Below are 17,529 nucleotides of genomic sequence, written 5' to 3' on the forward strand. Positions count from 1 at the left end.
TCGGCAATAGAAAGCGCATTTTACGGGCTTTCTATTGCCATGAATGAAAGGTTGGAACAAATATGAATCCATATCAGGTATTAGGGGTTTCGCAAACGGCTGATGAGGACACCATAAAAAAGGCATATAGAAAAGCGGCAAAAGAATGCCACCCCGATACACATCCGGGAGATAAGCGGGCAGAGGAACGGTTTAAGGAAATCGGAGAGGCATACCGGATTCTGAGCGATAAACAAAAGAGGGAAGAGTACAACGCTAGGGCAGCGCAGAAAGAACAGAAAAGTGCGGCAGGAAGGAACAGCGCTGGGACATGCAGGAACGGTGCTGGGACGGGCAGAAAGAATACCGGAGGAGGAACGATTGATCCGGGAGATATTGAAAAGGAATTTGAACGATTTTTTTCCATGGGAAAGCAGAGTGAGAAAAAGGAGAATCGCACGCAACAAAAGATTAATCCCATGGATGTGACAGATTTATTTGAACGTTATATGGGATTGAAACGTTGAGAAAGACGATTTGATTTTTCAGACGCAGATTTGCGGTGATATTGAGGTGAAAATGAATAAGAAAAATTTCATGGACATGATGATATGCAGTCTTTCCGCTGCAATTATAATTCTATGTTTTACATATATGGAGCAGAGCAGGGGGCGGGATACGCTTATGGCTGTCTGCGGGATTGTATTTCTGGCATTTTTGCTGCTGGCAGTGACGGATTCTCTGTCCGGCAGACAGAAAAAAAGAGGAAATGGGCGGGGAATACAGGAACTGTTGCTGTTAGATGAAGAGGGAAACGAAATATCAGCCTGGCATATTGGCGGAAAGACGTCCCTTTTAATCGGACGGGACGAGCATAAGGAAAACGTGGACATTAATCTTCAGAATACAGAGTATGGCGGAATGGCAGACCGTCAGCACGCCGTGTTAAATTATGCGGCGGGGCAGTGGTATATTGAAGATTTAGGAAGCAGAAACGGTGTAAGAATCCAGGATGCGAAGGATGGCAAAGTGTATCAGGTGTCAAGGGAGCATCCCTGCCGGATTAACGCAGGCGATATTATTTTTATCGGGAATACCAGATTAGGGGCAAAATAGCGTGTACATATGGAGGAAAAAACATGAGTGGAAATTTAATTCGCTGTCAGAACGGACATCTTTTTTCAAGCAGGAGATATGGAACAGTGTGTCCGTACTGCAATATTGAGACAGCCACGAAAGAAAAAAAGTCAGTGGAAAAATCGCAGGAAGAAATTGAGGACATTCTTTTTCTGGAGGAGGAGAATCCGGTCTGCGGCTGGATTGTATGCGTAAAAGGTCCGAGAAGAGGCAAAGATTACCGGGTCATGGACGGAAAGAATTTTGTGGGACGGGCAGATGATATGGACATTCAGATTCTGGGGGATAACAAAATCGCACGGAGAAATCATGCGGTGATTGTATTTGATGCGAAGAAACGGGAGAACATGATTTTGCCGGGAGACAGCAACGGTCTGGTCTATCTGAACGGTGAAGCGGTCTATCTGCCGCAGCCGTTAAGTGCATATGACGTGATTGAGATGGGGGAGAGCACATTCCTTTTTGTCCCTTTCTGCGGGGAGCATTATATGTGGGAGGACGATAAATGAATGTCCCGTACCTGACAGTCTGTATCTTATGCGCTTTCTTAGGGATTGCATTTTTGTACCGTTTTTGTCTGGTATTCCAGAGCAGCAGAGAGGGATATGAGACGGGAGCCTGCAAGACCATCGGCAGCCGTGAAATACAGATGGATTACTTTACAATAGAAGAAAATGAGAATGGTTTACTGGCGGTTTTAGCAGACGGAATGGGAAAAGAAGCGGGCGGCAGAATTGCTGCTAAGACAGTCATTCGGGTTTTTAAAGAAATTTTTGAAACGTACAACATGGCAGACCACCCGTCCTATTTTTTTAAGAAAGCGTTTCAGACGGCAAACCGGGAAATTTTAAAACAGATGGATGAGGGAAGAGGAATGGCGGCAGTCAGCGCCGTTATGATACAGGGAGGATTTCTGTTTTACGGGATTGTCGGGAATGTAAAGATTGCAGTATTCCGAAATGAGGAATTGGTTCCCCTTGGAACGGGACACACCGTAGATGTGCTGGCACAGGATAAGTATGTGGAAGGCGTTCTGACAAGAGAAGATGCCCTGTCTATGCTGCAGGAAAAAAGAATTTACAATTACCTGGGAAGAGACGGTTTTAAGGAAATGCAGTTCTACGACAAGCCGGTTCGCTTACAGGAAGGGGATGTGGTGGCAGTTTTCAGTAATGGAATGCAGGAGAGCGTGACATGGAAAGAGATGGAAGACTGCTTAGCCCGGAAGAAAAGCTGTAAGAGAATGGCATTTGATTTGGTGGAACTGGTAAATCAGAAAAAAGGCGATAAGGATAATGCCAGCGTAATTCTGATAAGAGTTGGAGAAATGACATGAGAAAACAGAACAGTGATTTTGAGGCACGGTTTATTTCCGAAGAGGGAAGCAGGTTAAAAAACAGAGATTATTTTGGGTATGTGGAATTAGATGAGTTCGCCTGCTATGTCATCGCAGACGGAATTACGGAGGTCACGGATGTAGAAAGCGCAAGGCTTGCCATTGAGACTGTCATTCTTAGTTTTCAGGAAAATCCATCTCTGTCAAAGTGGGCTGTAAAGAGATTGTTAAAGCGGGCAAACCGGGCATTGTTAGGAAAAGAAAGTGACAGACGGTTAAAGGCATCTATTACAGTGGTTGTAACGGATTACCAGAAGATGAGATATGGCTATGTGGGGAACACAAGGCTCCGCATGTACCGGGGAGGGGCGGTTTACCGTCAGACGAGGGATATGTCTCTTGCCCAGGAGATGGTGGAGCAGGAGAAAATTGCCAAAGATGAGTTGATGCAGCATGAAGAGAGGAATAATCTTTATGCCTATCTGGGACAGAAAAATTTTAAGCCCGTGGTTTCAAAGAAGATAAAGCTGGCGGAAACCGACATGATTGCTCTGTATACAAGGGGAATCTGGGAGAATGTGGACGAGGCGGAACTGGATGATGTCTTTGCAGAAGCTGACAACGAAGTGCAGACAACGGTGGATAATATCGAGGACTTATTGCTTTCAAGACAGCCGGAGAATCTGGACAACTATACGCTGGCAGTTATTTTTGTAAATAAAGTATACCAAAATCCAGAGAAGCGGAAACGGATAAAAAAAATAGTGATGATTACGGTTATTGTTGTCATAGCGGCAATCGTTATCGGTGTGGTGCTGTGGTTTCTGCGTGATAGAAAAGTGCAGCGTACTGAGGATATGAATTATCATTTTACCAATACGGTGGAATATATCAATACCGGAAATTATGTCAGGGCAAAGGAGGAATGCGAGCAGGCGCAGAAACTGGCAGAAAAGCTGAAAGACAGCAGTATGAGAAACCGTCTGCAGGAATATTCCTTTGTGATAGAGACTGTGATACTGGCAGATGAAAGCTACAGCAGCGCAGATTATGAAGCGGCCGAAGAATACTATCTTTCTGCATTGGATCGCACCAGATATGCGGACAATGTAGGGACGGATTACATAGAAAATAAGTTGGAGAATATCAGTGTATTCCTGTCGGTGGAGGATTATATAAACCTTGGAGATTCCCTGTTAGAGCAGGGCGATTATGATGGGGCGGAAGAGAAGTATCTGCTGGCAAAAAAAGCCGCGTTGTCCGTACATGATGCGGAGGGCAAACAGACTGTTATGGATTCGCTGGAAAAGCTTTATGAGGAAAAGGCAGATGCCGAGAGCGCGGCACAGGAAGAAGCAGACAGTCAGGCACAGCAGACAGTTGCCGCAGCGGAGATGGTGGCAGCAGGAGATAAGGCATGTCTGGAAAAAGATTATGTTGGGGCGAAAGTTTATTATACGATGGCAGTTGCCAAGTATGGTGAAGTAGCGGATACGGCGGGACAGGAAGATGCACAGAAAAAATTGGATGCCGTAGAAGAAAAGTTAAGTGAACAGGAGGAACAGAAAAATACGGCGGCTGCCTATGAAAGCCAGGGAGAAGCCTGCCGGCAGTCCGGGGATTTGTGGGGAGCAAAATCACAGTATCTGTCTGCAAAATCGGTTTATCAGGAACTTGGGAGTGATGAAGATGTGCAGAGGATAGAGGGAATTTTGAGCGATATTGATATGCAGATCACAGAGGGGTGAACATTGTGGAAAGTATTACAGATTTACAGCAGCACATACGAAAAAGGCTGACAGAAATAGAGGATCTGGACGAGCGGAAGGACGCAAGGGAAATATTGTTGGAAGGTCTTGTGCCCATTTTTGAACTGATGGAAAAACGGTATCTGGATTTGGAAAATCAAATCAAACGGGAAATAGAGATTCCGAATGAAAAATATGCAGTTTCTATGACGGTTATAAAGCAAAAGGACTATGACCCCATCAATGGAACGCTGTATCCGGTTATTCCTGTATTAGTGCAGGAGGATAAGGAGCAGGAGAAGACGGAAGCAATGCCCTGCATTATCTATTTTGCGGGCAGTTATCAAAAGAAAGCAGAATTTGAAAAAGCAGCAGATTTTCAAGGGGTCGATGACAGCGGCAAATCCTATACCGTCCGGGTGCGCAAAGCAAAATGTTATCAGCAGGCGTTGTCGGAGCTGTATCAGGTATTCGTCTATAACAAGATATGCTGGACAACAGTCAATACGGGATATCTGGATAGATTTTATGAAATAGATACGGACGGGGAAACGGATGGAAACGGTTTGAAAATAGATTTTGGCAGCTATGAGGAAGATATTAAAAATGACATGCTGCTGTTATGGAATATAGAAAAGTTCACATTTCAGTGCCGTAAATTTATGGTTCCGTGCATTGATGAGAAATATTATGAACATGAACTGGATTTAAAAAACTATGATTTGGACAGCGGATATATGCTTGGAATCAATGAAGATATCCTTAAAGTCAGGCATGAAAAAGATAAAATTATTATGACGTCGCTGAAAGAATCTTTTCGGGATTGGGAAGCATATCGTTTCATTGAAAAGACAGATACAAGTTCCCATGGGTATACCTGCGAAATGTTAAGCAACAGCAGAAAAAGCAGTTTTTTTCAAAATTACAGAGAACGGCAGGAAAGTTCCCTTGACAGCCGGACAGAGTTGTTTTGGATGGTACAGAGCTTTGAACATAATGTTTATGTAGAGTTAGAAAAGTGTGAGGTGCTTGAAACACCACCGGAGTCCTGTCTGGAAGGGGATATGAATCCATTTTTGGGAAATACCGTTTTCCCGATGGAGACAAGAAAAACGTTGGCATTGTATTTCACACGAAAGGGACAGAAAAAGAACTTTTGCGAAGATATGGTACGTTTTTTCGTGTCACAGATACAGCTATCTGTCTGTGAATATAAGTGTGTTGGTATTTTGATGGATTCGCACCTTTAACCATTTTATGTTAGGCGGTACAGCCTTGTAAAACGACAGGGAGACAGGACATAGGACAAAGGAGTTTAAGTGTATGCAGTATATCTGGGAGGTTGTGCTGGCAGCGGAAAAAAACGGAATCAGGGAAGCCGATTTGCGGTATGAGGTGGCAGAGGTGCGAAGCCCATATCTGGAGGTTTCCTTTTACGATTTAAATACGCAGACAGTGGAGCAGACTGCCGTAGAGGTGAATCCATTTTACCGCTTTTTTGATATCTTCAGTGAGATATTGGATATTAACCAAAAGGGATATGAAAAGACAAGGGAAATCTTTGTGGATACAGTCTTTCATTATCTGGCATTGACGGACTTGAGGATGGGCATGAGCAAAAAAGATTACTATCTTAAGTTCTTAGCAGAGGAATTGGAAAGCGGACAGTTTGGAAGTAAGGCAAAGGCGGCAATGCGGTTATTTTCACGGTATGAAAAAAGATATCTTGTACTGGCTCTCATGGATGTGGTGGCTTCCCGCAATTATCTTGAAATTTTCAAATGGTTGTTTCAGGAGATATATATAAATTCCATGATATACGTCAGCATGGATTGTGCCAATGAACTTTATATTTACGTTGGAAGTGCAGAAACGCAGGAAGAAAGGAAAAGGGTTCAATTTTTATTAGACACTTTTTTACCAATAGGTATGAGGACAGAAGTCTTTTATCTGGAACATTTTGGAATCCTTGATATGGAAGAAACCATGGTGATAGATAAGGTACTTTTAATATAAATGCGGAGGTGATAGGTATGAAGGCAACCGGAACAGATATGATGAAAAACGAAATGAAATATGAAAAATCAGAACTGGAGTTGATGACCACCTATCAGCTAAGGGAAATCTGCCGTCGTGAAAAGATTATGAATGGTGTGATACACCCTCTCGATAAAGAAGAACTGATCCAGACGATTATGCGTTACATGGGAAAAAGACAGGACTTCCTTATCTGTGACAGGAAAAAAGGGGGAGAAGAGCGGGTAGAGGAATTTTTAAAAAATACCAGGATTGTAATAAAACCCAGTGAAGAATTATACTGCCAGTCCCAGATTTTAGCTTATGAGGGACTGTCTATCGAGTATTATGACGACTATACCATTCCTTATAAGAAAGAGTTGGCAGGAACAAATGCCTTTTTAATGGGAAGCGATAAGACGCTCTGTGCGATTTTAAATCTCAAAGAGCATGGGGGAAAACGGGAAAAATTGTATCTGACCAAGGCTGCGGAGTTAGAGACACGGGAGACACAGAGAAAAGATTACAGAATTTTCTGTATGGGATGTCAGACATCGGAGAGCTTGTATCATTTGTATTATGGTGAGCACACAATATTGCCGGAGCATATCGAGGTTTACAGTATACCACTGATCGATTTTGTGGTGAGAAAACCTGTCACACTGATGCTGCCCATGGCGATTGATTTTGGTTCTGTAAATACCACTGCCGGGGTGTATCTGGATTCTGCTTATTTTGAAAATGTCGGAGAGCAGGCTGCGGTAAAAAATTGCAGGGAAAATGAAATCAATTATACGGTTTTTGAGGACGGCGCAGGGGAAAGTATGCTATTGCCCAGCGTGATAGGAGTATTGGCAGTGGAAGAAGAGGATTACAAGCTGCTGTTCGGTTATGATGCGATAAGGCTGGCAAATGCAAGTTATGTGGATGAGGGTTTTTGTGTCTTTTATGATGTGAAACGCTGGATTGGGGAATACGAGAAAGAGGAAGAAATTGTTGACAGACAGGGACGGAGGAGGCTGGTAAAGCGGGCGGAGATTTTACGTCGATTTTTCCTGTATATCATAAGAAAAACGGAGAACCGTTTTAAATGCCGCATTTCTCAGGTACATATCTCAAGTCCGGTGAAGCAGAAGCATTATTTCCGCAGAATGTTCCGGGAGATACTGCCGGAATATATGACGGGTCAGGAAACGATGCTCGATGAGGGAATGGCTGTATTATATAACACCATTTCCAATATGTTAGAGCAGGAGACTCTGGAAGAAAATGAAGAATACGAAGCGCTTATCATTGACTGTGGAGGAGGAACAACGGATTTGTGTTCGTACCGTTTCCGTATTCAGGATCGCAGAGCTGCTTACAAAATTTATATGGAAACTGCCTATGAGAATGGCGATACGGACTTTGGTGGAAATAACCTGACATACCGCATCATGCAGATATTGAAAATCGCACTGGTGCGTGCCAAAGGAAATCAGAATGTAAGCAGTGTGAAAGAAATCCTGGAATATATGGATACGGATATTTACCGTTTTATTGATTCTCATGGAGTAAAGGCGTTTTATCAGTATTTAGAGCAGGAATATCAGAAAGCGGAAGAGACACTTCCCACGCGTTTTGCCGATTTTGAAAGATATAACCGCAGCGAGTATTACAAGGTGAAAAATAATTTTTATACCTTGTTCAATACAGCAGAGCAGATAAAAAAATTATTTTACGGAAAAATCGGAGCATTGGAGGTCACAGTTACTTCGGAACAAAAAGGACAGCGGGAAAATACTGTTTTATTGGATAAGTGGAAGCTGTCTTTCTGGAAAGGGAACAGCCTTACGGTGGAAAAGATGATACCGGAAGTGATGATGAACTATTTTGAGATAGAGCTGCTGTTATCCGGCGAGATATACGGCATTGTACAGAAATTTATGGAGGAATTATACCACAGCGGAAGAATACAGGATTTTTCCTTTATTAAGCTGACGGGGCAGTCCTGCAAGATTGATTTGTTCAAGGATGCGTTAAAAGAGTTCGTTCCGGGGAGAATGATACAGTTTCGGAAAAGGGCGAATATTGATGCGGCAGATTTTGAATTAAAGATGACTTGTGTGGACGGGGCGCTGAAATATCTGCGTGACCGGAAATATGGGCTGGCAGATATTCACCTGAACAATGGTAAAGCTGTGCTCCCCTATCGGATTACCGCTTATACCCATAATGGAAAAGAAGTGGTACTGGTGGATGGTTTTAAAGACTGGGATACGGCGGGAACTATTTCGAGGAATATGGAGGATTTGATTCTTCCGCTGTATTTGAAAAATACGGACGGGGAGGAACATTGCCGTTTTCAGTATGTATGCAGGCAAGAAGATTTTTCACAGAAAAGCTATGAGGAGATTGAGGCGGTTTATGGTTCCCATATTCTACAGAAAGAGACGGACAGTATTGAGAATGGAGATGTGAAGTTCTTCGTATGGGCAGAACAGGAGGAATGGGGATTTCAGGTTGTTCCGGTTTACTGTGAAATGGATGAGCTTTATCTGGGGAAAGCAGAATTTTTCAGTTTCGAGAGTGATAACTGGGTGAACAGTTTTTTTGACGGGAAGAAATAGGAGTGTGAAGTTTCATGGAAATCAGGGTTCCGGTGTTTGCGGGCAGGCGTATTTTGAAAAAAGAAAGTTTGTGGGATATCAGGGATTACACCTATGCAGGATGGCAGTTGTATTATTCGGAGTATACAGACGGTCTGTTAAAAGGCTGTGATATACGGGCGGAAGATGGTCAGCTTGTCATTGGGAAGGGAATGTTGAAATTTCACGATTTTATTTATCTGATGATGGAAGAGGAGAGAGTGGATTATCAGCCGAAGAACAGGTGGCAGGTGTTGAAAGCAGAATTTTCAGAGGATGAGACAAATCTGGACTATAAGGCATACCGGGTTAGATTCTTTTTGGACGAAGAGATGGAACTGGGGGAGAACCAGATAGAAATGTGTCGGTTTTATCTGCGGGAGGGGTCGGTGCTGCGGGATAGTTATAAGAATTTTGCGGATATGTCAACGGAGTACGATACGATAAATCTGATTTATGCTACGGTGGCAGGTGTTGGGGAGAAAACACTGCATCCGGTGGTGGTTAGGCAGTTTGGTGAAGAGCTTTGGAACATGGAGGAGAAGGATCAGTTTGATTTTGGATTTTGCAGTCTGGTTTGGAATACACAGGGGAGGGTGGAGCGAAAAGTGATTGCGGCATATTTAAGTAATAAGATGAAGAAAGCTGTAGTGGCTAATATCATGTCGTACGATAACCAAATGGTATATGAGAAGCTGGAGAATATCGTGGATAATATGGGAAAATTCAAAAAAGAAAAAGTAAATACCAGAGTGATTATTGTGGATTGAAATGACAAACTGCAAATTTATAGTAATTGAATGATGGTTTAAGAAAGAGAGAAAAAGATGGGAAAAGAAGAATTTTTTGATGAACAAATTATTGACATGATGAATAAGGCAGAACAAAAAAAAGAAAGTTCTAAGGTTAATCAGTCAGAAACAGTGGAAGAACGCAATATATATACTGGTGTCAGGATTTTTGGAAAATGGATATATTTTGAACGTAGTCTTCTGGCAAAAGATACAATTACCATGATGCTGCCGAAGAATTTTGTACCATTAGATCCAGATATGACTAAAAATAAATATCCGTCTGAACATCGACCGGAAACAATTCTTACAGATGAAACAGGAACCATAAATCTGATGTTTCAATATATGGAAGGAGAGGTAAGCGATGCAACAATAGAAAATTTTCGTAATCAGATTTTTGGTATGATGAAACGAGTAAATCCAGGCATTAAAGAGAGAGAAATAGGTTCGGTGGATGTTTTAGGGAAAAAGATTGCTTATGTGGAGTTTTCAAATCCTGCTATGGACGGGAAATTATACAATCTTATGTTCTATTTGGCAGTGAAGGGACAACCATTGATGGGAAGTTTTAATTGTCGAACCAAAGAGATGAAATATTGGAGACCAGTTGCCTTCGAAATGATACAGTCAATCGAAACGGTAGAAACAATAGAATAGGGGGGAGAAGTAAATATGGAAAAAATTATTTCTTTTCAAAATATAGAAGTAGCCCCCTATATAGTAGAACAATTATTAGATGTACGTATTGATCAACAAATGAATGAACATGGTACATTTTATTTTAAGGCACTGCTTCCAGAGGAAAAAAAGGACAGTTATGTGATAAATAACAGTCAGGGAAGCAATGTGAGTTTGTCAGTCAGAGAAACTGACGGAAATAGAGATATTTTGTTTCAGGGAATTGTGCAGGATGTGAAAGTCAAAGCCATACAGGGTTCTTATTATATGGAAGTATATGCTATTTCCTACAGTTATCTTTTGGATATAGGGAAAAAGAGCCGGAGCTTTCAGAATAAACAAATGCTATACAGTGAATTGTTAAATCAGGTAGCCGCTGATTATGCGGATGCTGCGCTTAGGGATGTTATTACTCAAAATGCAAGTATAGGACAATTTATTGTGCAGTACGAAGAGACAGATTGGGAATTTTCTCGAAGACTGGCCTCACATTTTCATACGGGCTTGGTTAATGATGTTCATATAAATTGTCCAAGATGTTATTTTGGTGTACCAGACAATGGAAAACTGAACTTAGAAACGGTTAACTATGTTGTAAAACAAGATATTGGCAAGTATTTAAAATTGTCAAACAGTGGTATCAGTGGATTGAGCGAACAGGATTTTATTTACTATGAGGTGGAAACATATTCACCTGCGGATATCGGAGATGAAGTACAGTTTCAGGGACAGACATTATATGTGTATCAGATTATGGCACGTATGGAAAAGGGAATTTTTGTATACCATTTGACATTAACAACCCGAAAAGGAATGAGTCAGCTTCACCAATGGAATGAACGGATAGCCGGAGCTTCATTAAATGCAAAAATTGTTGCAATTAAAAATGATCAGGTAAAGGTTTCACTGGAAATAGATGAAATTTCAGGACATAATCCGGGAAAATTGTGTTTTTTCCCTTATTCAACAATTTATTCATCACAAGATGGAAGTGGATGGTATTGTATGCCTGAGATTGGTGATAGTGTAAGAGTTTACTTTCCAGATGGTGTGGAAGAGCATAGCTATGCGATAAGTTCTGTACATGAAGAAGTAAATAACAGTTCTCCTGGTGGAGGCAGTGATAGTGTTTCTGGAGGCAGCGGAGAATATAGTGGGCAGAGAGATGATCCTAGTGTCAAGTCTCTTCGTAATCAAGACGGCAAAGAAATTCGTTTAACTCCGGGAGGTATTTATATTATTGCGGATGGTACAGTTATTACCTTAACGGATGAGGGGGGTGTTTTAATTACAAGCGATAAAGATATTGAGTTCAAATCAGATCAGAATATAGTTTTAAGTGCGGAGGAAAATATAAATATTATCGGACTTACGGGAGTTGATTTAAGCTGTAATGAAACAGCATCTGTCAAAATAGAAGAAGATATAAAAGTAACAGGACAGGAAGTAAAATCTAATTAGGTGAGGGGGTGCAGTGTGTGCAAGGAATTGACCTTCAACGAAAAGGTAAAGAGTTGGCTGCTGAACTGGATTACTATGTGAAAAGTCATTTTGAACAGTTAGTTGAACAGTTTGTAGATTGTTTTTCTGAATATTGTAATAAAATCTATGAAATGCAGAGGCAGGGAAGAAAAGGAGCCATTGCCTATATCCATTTTTCTGTGTTGCAAACCAATATTTTATTGAAAAAGCATGAAATCCGTTTGGATGCGTATGATGAGAATTGGTTTTTGGATTACGTGGAATGTAGTGACAGTTATCATGTGGGAGAATTTTATTCTTATTTAGAGCAGTATGGGGATTTGGTGGAGGAGTTACGAAAAAAATCCAATGGAAAGACAAGCTTGGCAGAGGCACAAAGAAGGGTATTTGCAGAAAGCAAGTTGTATCTCTTTTATATTGCTGAATTGATTCGGGCAGGGATGCGGAAGGTTGTTCAGACAGAGGCGTACCAGAGGATAGAGAGGGCACCGTGTTTTGTAGTCTGTATTGGTGGGTATCTGGATCGGTTTGATATTTTGTATAAGGAAGATAATACCATAAAAGATAGCAAAGAGGTAAGAAGTTATCTACAATCCAAAAAGAAAAAACTTTTTAGTTATGAGATTTTTGAAAATTTAGACTTGTCAAAAGGAAATTATGAAGAATTGGAATTTCAATTTTCTTCGTTTGTAGGATGTAATTTTACTCAAAGCAGTTGGAATAAGAGCCATTTACTTTTTAGTAATTTACAAAATACGATGCTGAAAAACACAAAGATGGAAAAAATGAAGATTTTTGATACAGATTTTTCAGGAGCAACGTTAGAACAAGTTGATTTTGCAGGAGCAAAAATAAAGCATGTCTCTTTTGCAGGAGCAAAATTGATTCAAGTAGATTTTTCAAAAGTATTGCTGGCAGAAGAGATTAATTTTCAAGATGCTCAGATTGTGGATTGTAAGTTCCCGGAGGAGGTTGGCAGTGGATTACTTTATCATGAAAACAGATAGACGATTACGTTTGTTGCCGCAAATACAGTTTTCAAAAGAGGGTATTGGTACGAATGTTATGAAGCAATCTATTGCATATGTAAAAGAATATACCGGGCGGTGTATAGACTATCCGGATTATCTGGAAAAACCATATCCTTTGATTGCAGATAAATATAGAAAAATATTACAAAAGTATCAGCAGGATATGGATCTTCAACGGGTGATGCTGATTGAAAAAGAAAGTGGAAAGCAAACGCCGTATTGTTTGATACGTCCGGCAGAGATTGTATGTGCAGATTCAAGTCAGTCCCAATATGATAAAAAAGGGAATGTGCAGGAGTTCGTATTAGATGTGGAAAAGACAGAGGGGCGGAAAATCTTTATGGCAAAGGATTTTAACAGGGAAGTTGTGGTGCGGTTAGATATAGCAGAAAGTATTTTGCGGAGAGAGGCTAATGGAATTTGGTTCGAGCCAGTGAAGATAGCAGGGAGGAGCAGATAAAATGTCAGATGAAATGAAAACTGAAACAGAAGAGATGCACTATCCTTATGTAGTGCGGGGGGCAACTATGTATTGTTCTTGTGGAACACATACAAGAAAATTGGATATGCCGGCATCTCATGGCTCGTATATACGAGATAAAGCGATGATGAATAGGACAGATTGTAAAGTGGGAATTGATAAGAATATTCCACCTTTTGGGGCTTGTCGGTCAGAAACAAAAGATGGGATAGATATAAAGATTGAGGATACAAAGGATTTGTTACAAGTTACGGACGAGGATGGAAATCCAGTTGAGGTTCCATTGCCTATAGAGGGAAAATTGTGTGAACCAGAATTAGCAAAGGAATGGGCAGATGCGCAAGAAGAAACGTTGGTGGATGGAGAACCGGCGCTTACTGTAAAATGCACAATTACCTGTAAGTATGGAGGGGTTATTGGATTTATGGATGCCGGACAGGGAGTGTACTAATGTAAGAGAGGGATAGGGCTTCCGTGTACGCGCAAAGGAGGAATAAAAATGAGTGATAATCAACTTTCTCTTGATGGAATTCCGGATGAATTCATGCAGGGGCAGATAAAAGTAGAATGTCCATATTTACTTCAAATGGTTTATGAACTGAGGATTACCAGAAAATTAAACCAACATGGTCAGATATGGGTAAAAGGTGTTTTACAGGAAGAAGCGGGGAAGGAATGCATTCATCAGGTAGGGAGCAAAGCCCCTGTTGTTGTATATGGAGAGAAAGATTCGGAGAAAATATTACTTTTTTCTGGTGTTGTGACAGATGTAAGTATATCTTACCACGATTGTATTTACTATGTAGAAATCAATGGATTATCATGGAGCAGTTTATTGGATTATGAGGAAAAGAGCCGTTCTTTTCAGAATAAAGAAATGAGTTACTCTGCATTAATTCAACAGGTATTGACAAATTACCAGGGGAGTGCATTTGTCAATAGCACAGCATCTCCAGATCAGGAAATAGGGAAGTTTATTCTTCAGTATCGGGAAACAGACTGGGAGTTTTGTAAACGTCTGGCAACTCATTTTCAAACACAGTTGGTAGCAGATGTATTAGGAAGGGGACCAAGGCTCTGGTTTGGTCTGCCTAAAAATATTGAAACAATAAAAAGCGCGGGTGAAGTAACCATCCAGAAGGATGCAACACAGTATCAGGAGGCAGTTGCAGCCGGTTTTTGGGTGCAGGAGGAGCAGTTTGTAAAGTATCATCTACGAAGTAAAGAACGTTTCGAACTGGGTAATATTGTAGAGTATGAAGGACATCCAATGGTAATAGAAGAAAGTCAGACTTTCTTAATAAAAGGTGCACTTTACTATACTTACATATTGGGATTTGAAGCTTCATTGAGCATACCTAAAAAAAGTAATGCTCATATACAGGGAATTTCTTTACTGGGCAAGGTTTTGGAAACAGAAAATCAGCGGGTAAAATTAGAACTTAAGATAGATGGGGGGCATAATATGGGGCCTGCCTGCTGGTTTCCTTATGCATCGCAGGCAAATAACCTGTTTTATTGTATGCCTGAAATTGGCAGTACTCTTTCGCTGTATTTTTCCAGCAGCGATGAAAATAGTGCGATTGCGATGAATGCAGTGCGGAAAAATGGGGGCAGTTGTGCTAAGACCTCCAACCCCAGGCTGAAATACATGGGAATACCGGAGGGAAAAGAATTAAAGCTGGGAGCAACAGATATTAGTTTTGAGGCACACGAAAAGTTATTTATGAAAATGGTTGCCGAAAATGGGGTATCTATTCGAAGCGATAAAGACTTAAATATTTTTACGAAACAGAAACTTTCTCTGGAAGCAAAAGAATTAATAAAGATATTTGCCAAGACAGGAAATATTGTTGCGGGGGCAAAGGAGGAATCTTCACTTTATTTGCTTGGGGGTTCAGATGGTGATACTCATATTAAAGCAGGAAATAATCTGATTTATGAAGGGCGAAAAAAGGCGATTTTTACTGACCGGCTGAATGAAGAAATTGCTTATGAAGAAAAGAAATTTGAGTGGGGAAAATTACTGAAAAACGTATTGATTGGCTTGGCAGTGGTTGCAGTGGTTGCAGTGGCGGCGGCAGCAGTAGTGGCTTCGGGAGGTGCTGCATTGGCTGCTATCGGGGTTTCTGCATCTGCGGTAGGTATGGGGGCTGCAATTAGCGGGACGCTTGCAGTTGGAGTGATGGCGGTATCAGATATTATGCGGGGAGAGGTAAGTGACTGGCAGGATTATGCTTTAGCTGGTGCAAAAGGAGCAATCGAGGGAGCAGTATCTGGCGCAATTTTGGGAATCAAAGCTTTAAAGGGAGCGAAGCTCCTTACTAAAATGTTCGTCAGTGGTGGAGTTTCCTTTTTGACAGATGCAATTTCGCAAGGGATAGATATTCTTTTTAAAGGTGGAACTTATGACTCGAAACAGGGATTGATATCTTTTGGAATAGGTTTTATAATGCCGGCAACATCTGTAGCAATTCGAAAGACTTCTCGTAAGCTATTGGAAAAATTTGGTAAAAATATGCCTAAATGGTTAGAAAAAGCATTTTGTAAATTGGGTGGAGATCCGGTAGATTTAATTACAGGAAATGTGATATATGATACCATTGATTTTGAATTGCCGGGACCTTTACCATTACAATGGCGGCGTATCTGGTGCAGCGCTAGTCAAGTTGCGGGGCATCTGGGACATGGGACACGTTACAATTATGAGATGGGATTGGAAGTACTGGAAGAGGAACTGGCAGTAATAGTTTTTTTAAATGATGGGCGTGCATGTGTATTCCCTGATATTATAATAGGGGAAGAAGTTTTTAGTGATGAAAATAAACTTCTTTTAAGAAGAAAAGAGGATCATTACCAATTGTTTGATCCGGAAAGCAGATATAGTTATCTGTTTGATCCGAGTTCAAATGGTTATTTACCGTATAAACTTACTAAGATACAGAATCCGCAGGGGCATCACATACAGTTTTTCTATGACCATAACGGATATTTATGTCAAGTGGTAGATAGTGTAGGAAGGAAACTGGATGTCATAACGAACCCTGAAGGACGCATTACACAGGTGGCTTTAAAAGAGAATTGCCAGGATTCACATGTGTTGGTTTGTTATTCTTATAATGAAAAACAGGATTTAGAGAAAATCACTGATGCAGTTGGTGCAGATACTTGTTTGGAATACCGGAATCATTTATTAGTACGGAAAATTGATAGAAACAAGAATTCCTTCTATTGGAAATATGATAAGTATGAGGAAGGAGCTAGAGCAGTTGGAACATGGGGAGACGGAGATGCCTTAAACTTGCAGATTGATTACTATGATGAGGAAAGGTATAATACAGTTAGAATACAACAGGAAAACCGACTCAGTGAATATCATTATGATGAAAGAATGCTCTGTACGAAAATCATATATCCTGACTTGACTGAAACAAGAGAAGAGTATAATGATAAATATCAGTTGATAAGTCAGACTGACGAAGAAGGACGTTTTACGTTGTATCAGTATAATGGCTGGTCGCAAATTACAGCGATTACGCGGGCAGATGCGAGTAAAGTATGTTTTTCTTATGATGAAACAGGGCGGCTTGTGGAGGTAAAAAACCCGGAAGGAGGAATCAGACAGTGGGTTTATCATGATGATGACACGTTAGAGAAAACGGTAGATGAAGCAGGGATGGAAACCGTATACCAGTATAACCAATATAAGTTGGTGGAAAAAGTAATTTATGCAAATCATGCAGAAGTTCTTTTGGAGTATGATAGTTACTTGAATTTGAGCAAAGTTACGCTGCCGGATGGTAGTTTTTCTACGTGGGAATATGACCAGAGAGGAAATTGCCTCACGGCAAAAAATCCTTTAGGTGCGGTGGAAACATACAAATATGACAATTTAAATCGTATGATAGGAGTAAAACTGGCAGATGGAAACGAAGTCCAGCTTACTTATGATGCCTATGATAATGTACTTTGCGCAAAAGATAGAAAAACACAGGTGGAATTTACATATACTATATTGGGAAATATAGCTTCAAGAAGGCAGGGTAATCGAAAAATAGTATATGAATATAACAAGCAGGAAGAGTTGGTTTCCATTACGAATGAAAAGGAAGAAGTCTATCGTTTTGAGCGAGATGTAAAGGGGAATATTGTTAAGGAGACAGGGTATGACAATTTAACCCGCACATATGAACGAGATTATTCTGGTCTTGTTACAAAAA

15 protein-coding genes are annotated in these 17,529 nt (G+C 40.8%); all 15 read left to right on the forward strand.

All coding sequences use genetic code 11. The features are described from left to right. Nucleotides 1-62: 62 nt before the first annotated feature. Nucleotides 63-506, forward strand: coding sequence for a J domain-containing protein (locus tag DXA60_RS13705; protein WP_015520284.1), 444 nt, complete (start codon nt 63-65; stop codon nt 504-506). Nucleotides 507-558: 52 nt separating this feature from the next. Then, entirely contained in the window at nt 559-1,095 is a 537-nt protein-coding gene (locus DXA60_RS13710; RefSeq protein WP_055193079.1) for an FHA domain-containing protein, read from the forward strand. A gap of 23 nt (nt 1,096-1,118) precedes the next feature. Continuing rightward, nucleotides 1,119-1,625, forward strand: a complete 507-nt coding sequence (locus tag DXA60_RS13715) for an FHA domain-containing protein (protein ID WP_006858377.1) — start codon at nt 1,119-1,121, stop codon at nt 1,623-1,625. Further along, on the forward strand, nt 1,622-2,452 hold the full coding sequence (locus DXA60_RS13720; RefSeq protein WP_117921946.1) for a PP2C family protein-serine/threonine phosphatase: 831 nt from the start codon (nt 1,622-1,624) through the stop codon (nt 2,450-2,452). The genes DXA60_RS13715 and DXA60_RS13720 overlap by 4 nt, the downstream gene beginning before the upstream one ends. Then, nucleotides 2,449-4,200, forward strand: coding sequence for a hypothetical protein (locus DXA60_RS13725; protein ID WP_117921947.1), 1,752 nt, complete (start codon nt 2,449-2,451; stop codon nt 4,198-4,200). Before DXA60_RS13720 ends, DXA60_RS13725 begins: the two co-directional genes overlap by 4 nt. Before the next feature lie 5 nt (nt 4,201-4,205). After that, nucleotides 4,206-5,450, forward strand: a complete 1,245-nt coding sequence (locus DXA60_RS13730; RefSeq protein WP_117921958.1) for a hypothetical protein — start codon at nt 4,206-4,208, stop codon at nt 5,448-5,450. Nucleotides 5,451-5,523: 73 nt separating this feature from the next. Beyond that, a complete protein-coding gene (locus DXA60_RS13735; protein ID WP_117921948.1) occupies nt 5,524-6,216 on the forward strand; it encodes a hypothetical protein in 693 nt (230 codons plus the stop codon). A gap of 17 nt (nt 6,217-6,233) precedes the next feature. Then, nucleotides 6,234-8,825 carry a molecular chaperone gene (locus tag DXA60_RS13740; protein ID WP_117921949.1) on the forward strand — a complete coding sequence of 864 codons (2,592 nt, stop codon included), beginning with the start codon at nt 6,234-6,236 and terminating at the stop codon, nt 8,823-8,825. Between the two features lie 14 nt (nt 8,826-8,839). After that, nucleotides 8,840-9,613 carry a hypothetical protein gene (locus tag DXA60_RS13745; protein ID WP_117921950.1) on the forward strand — a complete coding sequence of 258 codons (774 nt, stop codon included), beginning with the start codon at nt 8,840-8,842 and terminating at the stop codon, nt 9,611-9,613. A gap of 57 nt (nt 9,614-9,670) precedes the next feature. Next, complete coding sequence (locus DXA60_RS13750; RefSeq protein WP_117921951.1) at nt 9,671-10,294, forward strand: hypothetical protein; 624 nt, start codon at nt 9,671-9,673, stop codon at nt 10,292-10,294. Nucleotides 10,295-10,309: 15 nt separating this feature from the next. Continuing rightward, nucleotides 10,310-11,776, forward strand: coding sequence for a contractile injection system protein, VgrG/Pvc8 family (locus DXA60_RS13755; protein WP_117921952.1), 1,467 nt, complete (start codon nt 10,310-10,312; stop codon nt 11,774-11,776). Between the two features lie 17 nt (nt 11,777-11,793). Further along, nucleotides 11,794-12,804: a pentapeptide repeat-containing protein gene (locus DXA60_RS13760; protein ID WP_117921953.1), complete on the forward strand. Its 1,011-nt coding sequence runs from the start codon at nt 11,794-11,796 to the stop codon at nt 12,802-12,804. Further along, nucleotides 12,776-13,288 carry a hypothetical protein gene (locus tag DXA60_RS13765; RefSeq protein WP_147345398.1) on the forward strand — a complete coding sequence of 171 codons (513 nt, stop codon included), beginning with the start codon at nt 12,776-12,778 and terminating at the stop codon, nt 13,286-13,288. The genes DXA60_RS13760 and DXA60_RS13765 overlap by 29 nt, the downstream gene beginning before the upstream one ends. A gap of 1 nt (nt 13,289) precedes the next feature. Next, complete coding sequence (locus tag DXA60_RS13770) at nt 13,290-13,760, forward strand: DUF4280 domain-containing protein (protein WP_015520294.1); 471 nt, start codon at nt 13,290-13,292, stop codon at nt 13,758-13,760. Nucleotides 13,761-13,808: 48 nt separating this feature from the next. After that, nucleotides 13,809-17,529: DUF6531 domain-containing protein (locus DXA60_RS13775; RefSeq protein ID WP_199536233.1), on the forward strand; the 3,721-nt coding region annotated here is incomplete at its 3' end.

The sequence above is a fragment of the Roseburia sp. OF03-24 genome (assembly GCF_003463035.1).
GTDB classification, from domain to species: domain Bacteria; phylum Bacillota; class Clostridia; order Lachnospirales; family Lachnospiraceae; genus Roseburia; species Roseburia rectibacter.